Below are 14,591 nucleotides of genomic sequence, written 5' to 3'. Positions count from 1 at the left end.
TGTCCTGCATTCCCTCTTCCATCCATTCGTTAGTATCCCTTACATCCGTTACACTCATCGGTTGCGGGACTTCCTTCAAATCAACGGCAACAAAATTTCAAATTCAGTACCTGTACCGGGAGTAGAATGCAAATTTAACTTGCCTTTATGCTTTTCCGTAACAATTTGATGGGTAATTGCCAACCCCAAACCAGTACCTTTCCCAGCGGGTTTAGTGGTGAAAAATGTCTCAAAAATCCGCCGTTGAATTTCTGGCGGAATTCCCGGTCCGTTATCGGCAATTCTGATTGCTATCCAAGCGTTATTTTGATTTTTTGCCCCTGCTTCTGGGCAGAAGTCGCCGTTTTGGCTGGCGGATGATAGCGGTTTTGCATTTTGTCGATCGCCCATAACATAATTTTGAATTAATTCCGAATTTACGCAGTCTCCGTCACAACTGTCTATTACCTCGGTTTCAATAGTAATCGCAGGCATAAAACCTTTTTCTTCTTTTACCTCTTCCAAAGCGTCGATTGCATTGCTGATAATATTCATAAATACCTGGCTCAACTGACCAGAGTAACACTTGACTAAAGGCAAATCTCCATAGCTTTTAACTACTTCAATTCCGTACTTGAGACGGTTTTTCATAATTAGCAGCGTACTGTCAATACATTCGTGGATGTTAGCTTGTTTCAAATGGGTTTCGTCCATGTGAGAAAAGGTGTGCAGGCTGGTGACGAGTTCGGTCAGCCTCTGCGATGAAACTTTCATACTTTTGAGAATTTCTACCCAATCTTCTTGCAAAAAATCAAATTCTATGTGTTTTTTGAGTTGGTCAATTTTTTCGGTGTTACCCACAATTTGTTCGTAAGCAGATAGCAACTCCATGATGTCTTTCGAGTAGTTAGACAAAAAGCCTAGATTTCCGCTGATGCAGGTGACGGGATTTCTAATTTCGTGGGCTACTCCAGCTACCATCTGTCCCAAACTCGCTAGTTTTTCGGTTTGAATTAGTTGAGATTGAGTTTGCTGCCTCAGCAATTTTGTTGCTAGTTCATGAATATTGGATTGCGCTACTAACAGTTCGTGCACGTCTAGCAAACTATAAGTTTGAGGTGACAATTGAACCACAATCGGTTCGTAAAGCAGTTCTTTCGATCGCAACAGCGACTTCCTGGCTGCATCGACGATTAAAGTATTGCTGGGAAAAATTAAACTCTCAGTTTCGGCAAAGCGGTACAAAGCCCTCACTGGTCGCTTTAAAAATAATTCTCGCCCAAAAGGACGGCTGATAAATTCTAAAAATCTCCGCCGGGAAATCATGCCGGCAAATTCACCTTGATGGGTCACAATGACTCCCGGTAACAGCGGATTAGCTTCTAACATCTGAGAAATTCGCATTCCCCAATCCGTAGCTTCTACCTGAAAATCGTACAGCGACAATTGTTGGAGAGTAGAGTCTAAACAAAGTTCTCCTAGGTCAGCCTCGGAGATGGGTTGGACTGGTCTTTCTACGCAGGAGGTATTCAACATAAATTCATCAGTACGCTTTTTTGGGGTTCTATTTGCTAGCAGACATTCAGCTACCAAAGGTCAGCAGGTGAGTTGCTGAGTGCTTTGACCGGCATCTCCTGGCAAACTGCTTTTTAAATTACACAAAAAACTGACTGTAGTAAGAAAAATTTTACCACTTAAAGTATTAGGCAATATTAAGTATCACCGATATAAATGCGCCCTGGCTAGGCCTGACTTTATTTTATACTGACTTGAGGGGTATTAACGCTTGGTTCGACTATTTAATTATTCATTAACCTGGAATTCGGGTCTTAACCTATTTTTAATAATAAGATTACATTTTTCCAAAATATAATAAAGTGACAATAGAGGAAAATCGGAATTGCCCGATCGCCCGCCTCGCGGTCGAATGTACCCGTGGGTGGGCGTCCCTGAGTTTTAGGTCGCACTATAACCGCGATGGTGTCCCCCCCACCAGCTACGGCCTTTGATACTCAAGACAACGAAGGACACGGCAATGCCGTTTCCCTACCCCAAAATAATCACTTTTTTTCGATGAAAGATCTAACCACCGGCTGCCGATTAATTGTAGGGAAACGGCCAGGCGCGGTGTCCTGAGTGTGGGTAATATCAATTCCGATGCCACCGAATTAGATATCAGGTAGAAAAATTGAGTGGAATTCAAACAACTTTAACCATTCCAAATCATTCACAAGCTAGCATTGATTAAATTATAAACTATACCAATTCCAGCAAAGAAAAGGCTTTATTAAATTTAAAAATTAATCATATACCATGGTGAAAAGTAGGGACGGATATATATTGTACGCCATATCTATAGGGAAACGGTACGGCCGTGTCCGTACCAGGCTCTGCGAGTTTTAATGATGGCTATAAGATAGAGGATTGTAAGAAAAAAGTTTCAACTGAATCTTAACTTAGTGCTGTGCTTTGGTATGATCGACAGGGGGTTCTGCCAAAGACGTGTAACTAAATAGCAATTTACCAGTAGGTGATCGATGCAACCCGCCCTCACGAATCAGTTAAACAATGCTTTTACCCTTTTTCTCAGCTTGTTAGTAGAAGCAATACCTTTTCTGCTGCTGGGAGTTTTATTCTCAGGTTTGCTGCTGGGGTTTGTAGACGAACGCAAACTCGTATCCCGCATCCCGCGAAACCCGCTACTGGGGGCTTTGATGGGCAGTTCGATCGGCTTTTTGTTTCCCGTGTGCGAGTGCGGTAACGTGCCCGTAGCCCGCAGGCTACTGATGCAGGGAGTGCCCGCACCAGCCGCGATCGGCTTTTTGCTTGCGGCCCCCACCATCAACCCCGTGGTAATTTGGGCGACTTGGACGGCATTTCGCGATCAGCCAGAAATTGTAGTTTTGCGGGTGGTATTTTCCCTAGTCACAGCCACAATTATCGGCTGGGTGTTCAGCACCCAAAAAGACTTGCGACCTCTGCTGCAACCTGCTGTAGCCCGCGCTATCCCTCTACCAAAACCAGAGTTTTCCGAACAAGAGCTCGTCCAAGCCAACACTCCGCTGCTGTTGCAGTCGGGAACTTTTATGCTCGGTCAGCCGGGGGGGGCGGTGCCGATCGAATCTTTGCTACAAGACGACTGGAAGCCATTACAAACAGGCCAAACAGGAAAAACCTCGAAACGTTCCTCGATGTTCCACCGCGTTTCTAAAGAGCGTCTGCGCCTGCTTTTAGATACTATGGTACAGGAGTTGCGCGAATTGGGAGGAGTGTTGGTAATCGGAAGTGCGATCGCAGCAATCATTCAAGTTGGCGCACCCCGCGAACTCATTCTCAACCTCGGTCAAGGGCCCGTTTCCTCAATTCTCGCCATGCTACTATTAGCCGCAGTCGTATCCATTTGTTCTACAGTAGATGCCTTTTTTGCCCTGTCTTTTGCTTCCACATTTACCAGCGGTTCGCTGTTAGCCTTTCTCGTTTTCGGCCCGATGATTGACCTCAAAGGCATAGGTTTAATGCTGTCAATTTTTAAAAGTCGAGCCGTAGTTTACATAATTGTCTTGGCAGCTCAGTTAACCTTTTTAATGACCCTCGGTGTTAACTTGCATTTAGGTTAATAAATTAGATATGACATATAAATAATACCCGTTGCGATTTTCAATGAAATTGATTCACGACGGTACTCACGGATATACGGGTAGCTGTTTTTTCAATCTTTGTTCTTCCTTATTTCGTCTTATTCTTTCTTTTTCTTCCTTCAAACTCTCTATTCCCAATTCTCAATGACTCTTACAAAATGAATTTTAAAAAAATTAGCCCCTGGCTGGACGCCCTAGCTATCTTAGCGTGGGGAATACTGCTCCTAAAATATTGGATTACAGGCAAATTAAGCATTCTCATTCACCCCAATTACTTTGGCTTGACTTTAGCGGGAGGAATCGGCTTAATGGTTATTGGCGGGTTAAAAACTTGGGAACTCGTAAAACTCGATCGCACCACAAAGCAATCGCGAACATCACTAGCAAATAACTCTCTAAGAGTTACAGAAGTTGAACACGTTACTTTGTTTCCCCCCAGCATCGGCAGTACCTTAATGTTGAGCGTCGCATTAATCGGTTTACTAACAACGCCACGCACTTTTAGCAGCCAGACAGCATTAGAACGAGGCCTCACTGAATCCCTGCCAATCACCAGACTGCAACCCCAAGAATTTCGCAATACTACAAAACCCGAACAGCGATCGCTCGTCGAATGGGTGCGGCTGTTAAATTTCAATCCAGAACCCGATACATACAGAGGTCAAAAAGTCAAAGTTCAAGGATTTGTAATTCACCCCCCCAACATAGCAGAACAATATATGTGGATCGGGCGTTTTATCATTACCTGCTGCGCGGCCGACGCCTATCCCATCGGGTTGCCAGTAAAATTACCGATCGGTCAAAGCCGCACCGCCTTTGCCCCAGACAGTTGGCTAGAAATAGAAGGAGAAACGATCGTAGAAGAACTCCAAGGCAAGCGCAAATTAATCATTCAAGCATCCTCCCTCCAGCCAATTCCCGAACCCAAAAATCCTTATGATTATTAGGTATAGAGGAAGTATGAGATTCTATTTTACATTTATTGCGAGATGGGTACTGAGAACCCTTCTCCGTATACAAATAAAGATACTGTACAGTCAGCTATAAAAGTCGCAGCAGCATCCTGTAGGAGTTGCAAATAACAAATTCAGCAACTACACTCGTAATTAGGAAATAAATTCTGAGTATATGTCATCCGAAAAAAAATTAGCTATCAAAGGTGCTGTTTGGACGATCGCAAGTTATGGAAGCAGTCAAATTATCCGATTTGGTAGCAACCTAATCCTGACGCGCCTGCTTTTGCCTGAATTATTTGGTCTAATGGGTCTAGCCTACGTTTTCATCATAGGCATTAACTTATTCACAGACATAGGTCTGGGCCCAAGTATCATTCAAAACAAGCGCGGGGACGAGCCTCAATTTTTCAACACTGCTTGGACAATGCAAGTTATTCGCAGCTTGTTTGTCTGGTTGTGTTTAATTCTAATAACCTGGCCAGTTACTCAATTCTATGAAGAACCCCGTCTGATGTGGTTGATTCCAGCCATAAGTATAAATACCCTAATAGGAGGGTTTAAATCGACTTCCGTATCCACCCTAGAACGCAAAATGAGCGTTAAGGAAGTAGTGCTTTTTGAGTTGGGTACGCAGATAATTTCTACTACAGTGATGATTGTGTGGGCTTTATTCGATCGCAGCATTTGGGCGATCGTTGTAGGCGGCTGGACTGGAGCTGTAGTGGAGTTAGTATGGAGCCATTTTTTGATTCCCGGCAAGTCAAACCGCTTTGCTTGGGATAAAGAAGCCGTAAAAGAAATATTTTCTTATGGCAAATGGATATTTTTGTCTACGATTTTATTTTTTCTGTGTTCTCAAGCCGATCGACTCATTCTCGGGAAAATATTTACTTTAACACTGTTGGGCATTTACGGCATCGCTTTTACCCTGGGGGATATGCCGCGCCAAGTCATCATCGCCATTAGTGGCCGGGTGATTTTTCCCTCGATTTCTATGCTAGCCACGTTGCCGCGGGAAGAGTTGCGCGCCAAGATCCTGAACAACCGCAAGTTAATTCTAATACCATTAGCCGTAGGTTTAGCAATTTTTGTGAGCTTCGGAGATCAGTTAATTTTAATACTCTATCGGAAAGAGTATGCGGCGGCTTCTTGGATGATGCCAATCTTGGCTTTAGGTATCTGGCACACCACCTTGCACAATATGATGGGTTCTTGTCTGTTAGCCGTAGGAAAGTCTCAGTACGCAGCTATGGGTAATCTGCTGACTTTTGTGAATCTATGTATAACTATACCGCTGGGATACCACTTAAAAGGTAATTTAGGTGCCGTGATTGCTGTAGCTCTGGGCGACCTTCCTACCTATGCAGTAACTAACTACGGTTTGTGGAAAGAAGGACTAACTTGTTTTTGGCAGGATATTCAATTAACAGGGCTGTTTATAGGGGTGCTAGCCACTCTAATTTGGTGTAGAGTGGCTTTTGATTTTGGTCTGCCAATCGATAAAATATCACCGATGGATTTAATTCCCATCAATCAACTGTTTAAGTAAAGGAAAAGGAGATTGTCTATATGTCAGCCGAACCCAATACAAGAAGAAAAGTAATTCACTTTATCTTTTTACAAATTGCTCTGTTTCAAGAAATATTGCGAGTGACTAGGAGGTATGCTAAACTGATGTTATTTTATCAAAGAAATAGCATTATAAATTTATTTAAACAAATCGAGCAACCCGAAAAAGAACGTCCCAAAGTCTTTGCTGCTGTCGCACACATTACATCCGTTGAAGAATCTAACAATCCAGAAAAAGGCGCAGAAAAAATAGAGAGACTCAGGCATACAATAGATGGACTGTTGACGAGTTTTGCTCATTGCGACCTGAGTATTGCTATCCAAACCCTACCGAACAGGCACGTTACAGCCTACTTACCTGAATATCAAATTAATTGCATTCAGATACAAGAAGGCCCTGAATGCGATCCCATGTTTGTAGAGTTTAGGCTTCAGGAAGAATTTGTCGAAAGAGTAGAAAAATTTGACTGGTTTTTATTCATAGAAGATGACATTGTTTTGTATGATGCTTTCATTCTAGAAAAATTAGAAAAATTTAACCGACAAAGCGGGTATGAGAATGCTATTCTTTACCCAAACCGTTTTGAAATGTATCAAGGAACCAAGAGATATATTGATTTGACAATAGATCCGGAGCTATCATGGAATCAGCTATCTAGTGTAAAGATAGAAGGTGTAAAATTTGCTGAGTTTAGCAATCCTCATTCAGCATTTTACTGTTTGTCAAGAAAGCAGATGAAAGAGTGGATGAAATCAGGTCGGCTCTTTAAAAATCAAGTAGTGAATGTCGGGCCTTTAGAGAGTGCAGCGACTTTTTGTATTTTGGAATGTTTCTCAATCTATAAGCCTCACCCGTCAAACTTAAACTATTTTGAGGTCAGACATTACGATAGCAAATATTCTAAGCTGTATCCCGCACCAGAATCGCCATATACACTGTCAGCAGTTAATAATATTTCCAACCCCCTAATAGTCAAGGATTCGTGAAAGGTATCTAAGTAGGGGTCATGATTATTAGGAAGATGGGTAGAGCGCCAGGGTTAACTCTCAACCTATAAAATAATTAGCGATTTGAGATTTAATCTCAAATATTCCTGGACGCAACTGGCACAATTGTAGGGTGATCTACTGTCCTCAAATCCTCTCTCGATCGAGCAATTTTTAGCTCTGAGGCATCCTAAAAGGTAAAACTCAAATTTCACCATATCTCCACTCGGTTGATACTGTTGAAAGTGCCGCAGAATCCACGGATTTAAGCTCGTGAGTTTAATTCAGTCCTGGAGGCATCAACACTTTCAGAAACCGAGTTAGTGACCAACATACTTCGTTCCAGCCCTTCTCGCTGGTAAAAAAAACCGTTTCAGAGGGTCGGGAGTACGCCCAAGACAGTAAAATTTAAGAGGGAAAATTTGGCAGTTGATTTTCAGCAGAAAGTAGGAGAGAAAGATTTGTGAGTATTTTTAAGAAAAAAATTAATCCTTCACCTTTCGCTAATCTGCCATTCAAACAGCCGATCGACCGCACGGCCATCTTGCTCATGCTAGTGCTGAGCGTCTTAATCGGACTGCTGCTGCTGAGCGGCGATCGCACAGCACCCAGAGTGCGAGAATTTACCTGGGAAAACAAACAAATCGGCGCCGAAGATACCGGCTTTATCCTCACATTCTTTCGGCCGATGAACCAGCCCACCGTCGAGGAAAACTTAAAGCTAGAACCCCCCCTCCCCGGTAAATTTAGTTGGGCTGGAAGACGCATGGCTTACACCCTCAAAGATCCCGCACCCTACGGCGTTACCTACACAGTCAAACTCGCCGGAGCAACCGATAAGTATTTCGGAGAAAAAAATCAAAACAAAGGAACGCCGATGCAACCGTTTAGCAGTTCCTTTCGCAGCCGCGATCGAGCTTTTGCTTACATCGGCGTTCAAGGCGAAACAGAAAGCAGATTAATGCTAGTCAATCTCACCAGCAGCGACTCAAAACCGATACCCCTAACTCCCAAAGATTTAGTTGTCACCGATTTTAAACCCTATCCCGACAGCGATCGCATTTTATTCTCAGCCACCGATCGATCGCTCGCCCGTACTCGCGGCACCCTAAATCAAGAACTATTCACAGTCACCACCGGCCTCAACCCCCAATCGGGTTCAGGAACTCAACAAAAATATCCAGCGGGTAGAATCGACAAACTATTAGATGCCAAAGATTACCAAAACCTCAAATTCGACCTCTCAGCCGATGGAAAAATCATAGTTGTCCAGCGCGTCAACCGCCGCAATCCCGGCGATTTCAGTCCTTGGATTTTGGAAGAAACACAGGCGCCCAGACCATTGGAAAATGAACAAGGCGGAGATTTTATGATTCGCCCCGACAGCAAATCGATGGTAATATCTCAAAAACAAGGATTAGCGATCGTCCCCCTCAAACCCGAAGCAGACCCAGTAGAATTTTTGCCAAAATACGAACAAGTATTGGGCATGGCCCGGGACAACTCTGCCGCCGCCTATGTTAAATACAACAGCGACTTTACTCGATCGCTTTTCATCTTAGATAACCAAGGTGTAGAACAAGAAATATTGCGTATTCCCGGCAGCATTATGGCCGTTTATTTCGACCCCCGCAAAAACCAAGACAACCAAGTTCAGCGTCTCTACTGTTTGTTAGCCCAACGCCTCAAAACAGAAAGCTATAAAGAACAGCCTTTCATCGCCACCATCGACCTCAAAAAAGAAGGTACTCGTTTGGTAGGAACCATCAAACCGCTGCTGATTTTGCCCAACCAATTAGATACCCAAATCAGTTTATCTCCCGACGGTCTGGCATTAATTTTCGACCAATCAGTCACAGCAGCAACTCCCTCAGCAGCAGACAGTCCCCGCAACGATAGCGGACAGTCGATCGCCACCAGCCGCCTCTGGCTGCTACCCTTAGTAGAAATACCGACAGACGGTTCTCCCGCAAAACTACAGCCCGAAGAACTTCCCTTTGCCGGCTATCACCCCCGCTGGCTACCATAAACCAATTTGAGATTTAAGATCGCACTGCTGACTAATGACTGGTGACTAACCTAAAATCTAAAATCTAAAATCCTTATGACTCCCGAAGAAATTAGCAATAGCCTTAAAGACTTATTTGGTGATAGTGTTGAGATGCCTGCTGCCACTTCTTGGCAAGTAGAAACCCCCAATTTTCGCCTCTTAGTCCTCCTTTCAGAAGACGGGAGTTGGCTGCGGATTTTGCTGCCGATCGCCGATGCCCAGGAAGCTCAACCATTTCTTGATAAACTGCTAGAAGCTAACTTTGACACCACCCTCGAAACTCGCTACGCCTTACATCAAAACGTTTTGTGGGGAGTATTTCAGCACAGTTGTGCCACACTCGCGACCGCCGATTTCTCAGCCGCCGTCGCCAGACTGCTGGCTTTGCAAGAGAGAGGTTTGTCTGACTTTTTCGGCGGTTTGATAGAAAGCCGCATCCGTCAAATCATCAAAGCTGCGAAGGCGCAGGGACAGTCTGTGGAAACTACCCTTCAGACTTTAGACCGTTTCTACGCAGAGGGATTGATGGGTGAAATGGAACTAGGGCGAGAGTCTCGCGAAAATACTCTCGCGGCTTGGCGGTATCAGCTAGAACGCCTCTGGCCGGAGGTGGAACCCTAAGAAGACGATTGGAGACGGCAGATGGCAGGTGGCAGATGGCAAAAAACTGACTACCATCGACGTTTGAAGTTGCTTAAAGTTGCATTTCTTTTGAGTGGTATGGCCACCGCCAATACGGTTAGAACGTTCTTAATTGCACAAACCCTTGCGGAACATTGCTTCTTCGTTCTCTCGCGACGATAACTAAAGCCTTCCATCCGTTACATTCGGTTACATCCGAAGAAAGCGAATCCGTGGCCGAACTTCTTTCTGCTGTACAATCTGCCGATTGTTGCCTGGACCCCAGTCTTGACGATACCGTTGGAACCTCAAGCCCCTTGGACGATGGCTGATCCGGGCCCTCCAACCCTCGAAGGATGCCCGTATATTCACTGATAAGCCGCTCGCGGTTCTCCAATTCCCTTCTATCACTAGAAAAATGGTATAATTTATCACAATAATTAATTATAAATATTAAAAATTTTCTGAAAACACGCGATCGCAGGTATATCATGGTAAAAAGTTTACAGATGAACTCCGTAATATCCACAAAAGCTTCGATCGTTTAACATTGATTTAGAAACAAAACCTTTAGCACACAATGCTAGTGTAATCGGGTTAAGCCACCGGGTACTATTCTAATTTAACAAACTAGCAACTACCCTCTCCCAATTACCCATTACCAATTAATAGCAACTTAAGTTATCCATCTATACAACATTTAACAGGGGTTTCATCTATGTTTGCTGTGCGTGAGACTAGCTCGGAGTTATCAGTGTTGCATATACCTGAAATTTGTACTTGGAACATTTCCTTAGAATCAACTCTCCTAGACCTGCCCCTCTACAACTGCCAAATTGAATTAACTCAACAGGCAAAAGAAGTAGCCCAGGCTTTTGAAAAAAATTCCATGCTTCCTGGCGTTATTTTGACAGAGGGGGGTACTTTTGTCGGCATAATATCCAGGCGTCTATTTTTTGAAAAAATTAACCGCCGCTACGGATTAGAAATGTTTTTCAAGCGACCAATAGAGGTATTATACAAGTTTTCTAAGCCAGAGCCGCTGATACTTCCCGGCAGTAAATTAATAGTAGAAGCCGCCGAGGAATCGCTTTACAGGTCAGGAGAATTAATTTACGAACCTGTAGTAGTGGAAGTAGCGCCTCAGAGCTACAAACTCTTAGACGTACACCAATTAATGGTTGCTCAATCAAGAATTCATCAATTAACAAATAAGTTGCTCCACAAACAAACCCAATCCAAACTCATCCAAACAGAAAAAATGGCTAGTTTGGGGAGAATTGTAGCAGAAGTAGCGCATGAAATCAGAAATCCGCTGAACTGTATTTGGGGGAATTTAACTTTTCTGCTGTCCTATTTTGAACACTTGCTTCAGCTCATGTCGGTTTATGAAGAAGAATATTCGGAACCATGTCCCCGAATAGACGCTCTCAAAGAAGAAATTGAATTTGATTTTTTACAAGAAGATTTGCCTATCACCTTAGAAGGGATGGAGTTGGGAGCCTCGCAATTGCTAAAAATAGTTAACGGGCTGCACCACTTCTCTCATATGGACGAGACAAAACCAGTGGAGACAGACATTCACGAATGCGTGGAGATGACGCTGTTAATATTGAAAAACCGCTTTAAAAATAGCATAGCAGTGGTTAAAAATTACGGCGAACTGCCGCTAGTAAGCGGCTACTCCGGTCAGTTGAGTCAGGTGTTTTTGAATTTGTTAGTTAATGCTCTAGACGCCCTGACAGAGTACGCAGCCGATCGAGAAATACACACCCAGTGCCCGGACAACTGGCAGCCCCAAATCGAAATTACCACTAAAGTGATAGAAACCGAACACGGCAAGCGGGTGGCAATTTGCATTGCCGATAACGGGCCAGGCATTGCTCCAGAAAATCACCAGCAGATATTTGACACCTTTTTCACCACTAAACCAGCAGGCAAAGGCAGCGGTATGGGGCTGGCTATCTGCAATCAAATCGTCACAGAAAAGCACGGCGGCCAACTCAAATTGCGATCGCAACCAGGTAAGAACACTGAATTTGAAATTCTCCTGCCCATAGTTCACAAAACATGATTAACTCAAGAATATTCTCGGTTGTTCGCTCCTGCGTTGAAGTGATAGGCTAGCTTAGTAGTAGGTTCTCAATTCACTTTCCCAGCGTTTCGGCAACTAAAAGTTCCAGTGGCACATAAATTCAGTTCTAAACTCCTTGGCCCTTCACTCTCCGAAGGCAGCCATCAAGACCTTTCCCTAGAGTCTACCCTCTGGGATTTGCCCCTGTATGACTTTCAGGTTAAATCGAGCTGCTTGGCCGTGGCAGTTGCCGAAATGTTTGAACAGCATCCCCTAGTGCCGGGAGTCGTCTTGATGGAAGCAGGAGAGTTTGCGGGGATGATATCCCGCAGGCAACTGCTGGAATATTTGCTTAAACCCCAAGGCCCAGAGCTATTTTTGCACCTGCCACTAAAAGTTCTCTACAGTTACGCTCGCGTCGAAATATTATTAGTCCCAGAGAGTACAACCATTTTGGCAGCAGCTCCACAAGCTCTGCGTCGATCGCCCGAATTGCAGTCAGAACCGATCGTCGTCCAAATAGACTCCCAATCTTACCGACTCTTAGACCCTAACGCACTAAACATCGCCTACTGGCAAATTCGTGGCATAGAAACTCAAGTCCGCTACGAAAGAGCCCAAACTCAAATGATTCAAAGCGAAAAAATGGCTAGTTTAGGGCGTTTAGTCAACGGAGTCGCCCACGAAATTTTAGATCCGGTAGGCTTTATCTGGGGGAATTTAACCTACGTAAGCGACTACAGCAAAAACTTGATGGAATTGCTCTCAGTTTACGACGCATACTGTACCAACCCCCCGCCGCAAATAGCACGGCTCAAAGAAGAGATCGACTATGACTTTTTGCAAAACGATTTCCTCCGAACTGTTGCCAGCATCAAATCAGGAGCGGAACGTTTGAGCAAGCTGGCAAGCAGTTTGCAAAACTTTTGCCACATAGACGATGTTTATCCCAAACCAACCGACTTGCACGCCAACATAGACAGCATACTTTTGCTGCTCAAAAGTCGTTTGACCAGGGAAATCCAAGTAGTGAAAAACTACGGCTACCTGCCACCAGTGCCGTGCTATGCAGGACAGCTAAACCAAGTATTTATGAATATCTTAACCAATGCTATTCATACATTAATTAATGAAGCAGTCGGTCAAGAATTGGCGAAGGAGTTCAAAGGTGGAGGGTTCAGAGACGGTGATCGCCAGCCTAAAATTGAAATCACAACTCAAGTCTGCTGTCCCGAACCTGCGCCGGATTTAGATAAACTTCATGTTCGCTGGGTTTCGATTTGCATAGCCGATAACGGGCCAGGAATGTCACCTAGCAAGTACAAAAAAATTATAGAATCATTTTCTACGGAAAAACGCGCCCTCAAAGAAACCAGTTTAGCAGTTAGCTATCAAATAGTGACGGGCAAACACGGCGGTGCATTCAGAATGCGATCGGAGTTAGGCAGCGGCACTGAATTTGAAATTTTGTTACCCTTAGCTTAAAGAAGTCAGTTGTCAGTTGTCAGCAGTCATTAGTCATTAGCCAGTAGTCAGTAGTTATTGGTTATTAGTTATTGGTTATTAGTTATTAATTATTATGAAAAATACTGCTACATCTAAATTAGAGGCAATCTTCTGTAGGGAAACAGCAATGCCCATTAGTGTCAACTTAACGTCAAACCTACTACCGGTCTACTCTTTGACGATTATAACTCGATCCCCCCTAGCCCTTCTTAAGGGGGGAACAAGATTCTTCTCAAAGTCCCCCTTCTTAAGGGGGATTTAGGGGGATCTAGACTTTGCCTAAAAGCGACATTTATTAGGGTTTCAGGCTTAAGTTGACACGAATGGGCAATTCTGTGTCCCTACCTGAAAACGGCTGTAACAGTCAACAGTCAACAGTCAACAGTCAACCATTCTCTAACTGACTGCCGCACATTTTACAAAATCTAGCATTAGCATCGTGTACAGACCAACCGCAACCTTTACAAACAGCTTCTCCGTGATTAGCACTTTTAACTAATTGTTTAATCAAATCCCCTAATTGCCAAGGAATTAGAGCAATTCCCGTCAAAATCATCAAAATAGTCAGAAAACGGCCGGATTCCGAAATCGGAGTAACATCGCCAAATCCCACCGTCGTCATTGTGACAACCGAGAAATAAACAGCATCCAAAAAAGTTCCAAAACTTTCGGGATTTGCCGGATGTTCGACTTGATAAATCAAACCAGAATAAACAAAAATTATTGCCAGCAAAGTAAACAAAATCCGAGCAAAAATTACCCCATCTTCGCTGCTGATGCGGAAAATAGAAATTTTTAATTCCAGGAAGCGGATGAGTCTGAGAATTCTAAACCAGCGAAAAATTCTGATAAAACTGACGTTGACAAACCCCAGCAAAAATGGTAATATTGCCAGCAAATCAATAATTGAAAAAAAACTAAAAATAAATTTAACTCGATTTTCCGCACACCACAGCCGCAATAAATACTCAAACACAAAAATAACTAAAAGCGCTGTATCGAGAGTTTGGAAATTAATTCTAACAGTTTCCGAAATCGGGTAAGTTTCGGCGATGAAGCTGCTCGAAGATAGGAGAATAAGTCCGGTAAGGGTTAAATTGACGGTTCTACCAATTGGGGTTTCGATATCTTCGAGATAAAATCCAATTTGCGATCTGGTTAACATAGATGAGAGAATTAATACCATTTATGAGGTAAGGGAATTATCGCAT

General features: G+C 43.6%; 10 protein-coding genes. 8 read left to right on the top strand and 2 right to left on the bottom strand.

Annotated features, from left to right (window positions below):
- Positions 1 to 75: 75 nt before the first annotated feature.
- The gene (locus QUA53_RS09805; protein ID WP_333096889.1) at positions 76 to 1,515 is read right to left on the bottom strand and encodes a HAMP domain-containing sensor histidine kinase; all 1,440 of its coding nucleotides are present in this window, start codon (positions 1,513 to 1,515) and stop codon (positions 76 to 78) included.
- 1,001 nt (positions 1,516 to 2,516) lie between these two features.
- Between QUA53_RS09805 and QUA53_RS09800 the strand changes: the two genes are divergently transcribed.
- The 8 genes from QUA53_RS09800 (at position 2,517) to QUA53_RS09765 (ending at position 13,359) form a co-directional block, all read left to right on the top strand.
- Positions 2,517 to 3,596, top strand: a complete 1,080-nt coding sequence (locus QUA53_RS09800; protein WP_333096887.1) for a permease — start codon at positions 2,517 to 2,519, stop codon at positions 3,594 to 3,596.
- Between the two features lie 179 nt (positions 3,597 to 3,775).
- Positions 3,776 to 4,564 carry a TIGR03943 family putative permease subunit gene (locus QUA53_RS09795; RefSeq protein ID WP_333096885.1) on the top strand — a complete coding sequence of 263 codons (789 nt, stop codon included), beginning with the start codon at positions 3,776 to 3,778 and terminating at the stop codon, positions 4,562 to 4,564.
- 181 nt (positions 4,565 to 4,745) lie between these two features.
- A complete protein-coding gene (locus QUA53_RS09790) occupies positions 4,746 to 6,122 on the top strand; it encodes an oligosaccharide flippase family protein (protein WP_333096884.1) in 1,377 nt (458 codons plus the stop codon).
- Positions 6,123 to 6,142: 20 nt separating this feature from the next.
- Positions 6,143 to 7,129: a hypothetical protein gene (locus QUA53_RS09785; protein WP_333096882.1), complete on the top strand. Its 987-nt coding sequence runs from the start codon at positions 6,143 to 6,145 to the stop codon at positions 7,127 to 7,129.
- Between the two features lie 463 nt (positions 7,130 to 7,592).
- A complete protein-coding gene (locus tag QUA53_RS09780) occupies positions 7,593 to 9,158 on the top strand; it encodes a hypothetical protein (RefSeq protein WP_333096881.1) in 1,566 nt (521 codons plus the stop codon).
- 75 nt (positions 9,159 to 9,233) lie between these two features.
- A complete protein-coding gene (locus tag QUA53_RS09775; protein WP_333096880.1) occupies positions 9,234 to 9,800 on the top strand; it encodes a hypothetical protein in 567 nt (188 codons plus the stop codon).
- A gap of 718 nt (positions 9,801 to 10,518) precedes the next feature.
- Complete coding sequence (locus tag QUA53_RS09770; protein ID WP_445304934.1) at positions 10,519 to 11,874, top strand: ATP-binding protein; 1,356 nt, start codon at positions 10,519 to 10,521, stop codon at positions 11,872 to 11,874.
- 108 nt (positions 11,875 to 11,982) lie between these two features.
- Positions 11,983 to 13,359 carry an ATP-binding protein gene (locus QUA53_RS09765; RefSeq protein WP_333096876.1) on the top strand — a complete coding sequence of 459 codons (1,377 nt, stop codon included), beginning with the start codon at positions 11,983 to 11,985 and terminating at the stop codon, positions 13,357 to 13,359.
- Positions 13,360 to 13,765: 406 nt separating this feature from the next.
- Here the strand turns inward: QUA53_RS09765 and QUA53_RS09760 are convergent, their stop codons facing one another.
- Positions 13,766 to 14,545, bottom strand: a complete 780-nt coding sequence (locus tag QUA53_RS09760) for an ion transporter (RefSeq protein ID WP_333096874.1) — start codon at positions 14,543 to 14,545, stop codon at positions 13,766 to 13,768.
- Between the last annotated feature and the right edge of the window lie 46 nt (positions 14,546 to 14,591).

Source organism: Microcoleus sp. Pol12B3, from assembly GCF_036701355.1.
In the GTDB taxonomy this organism is placed as follows: domain Bacteria; phylum Cyanobacteriota; class Cyanobacteriia; order Cyanobacteriales; family Microcoleaceae; genus Microcoleus.
Note: the sequence above shows the minus strand (reverse complement) of the source record. Positions and strands in the feature narration are given on the sequence as shown.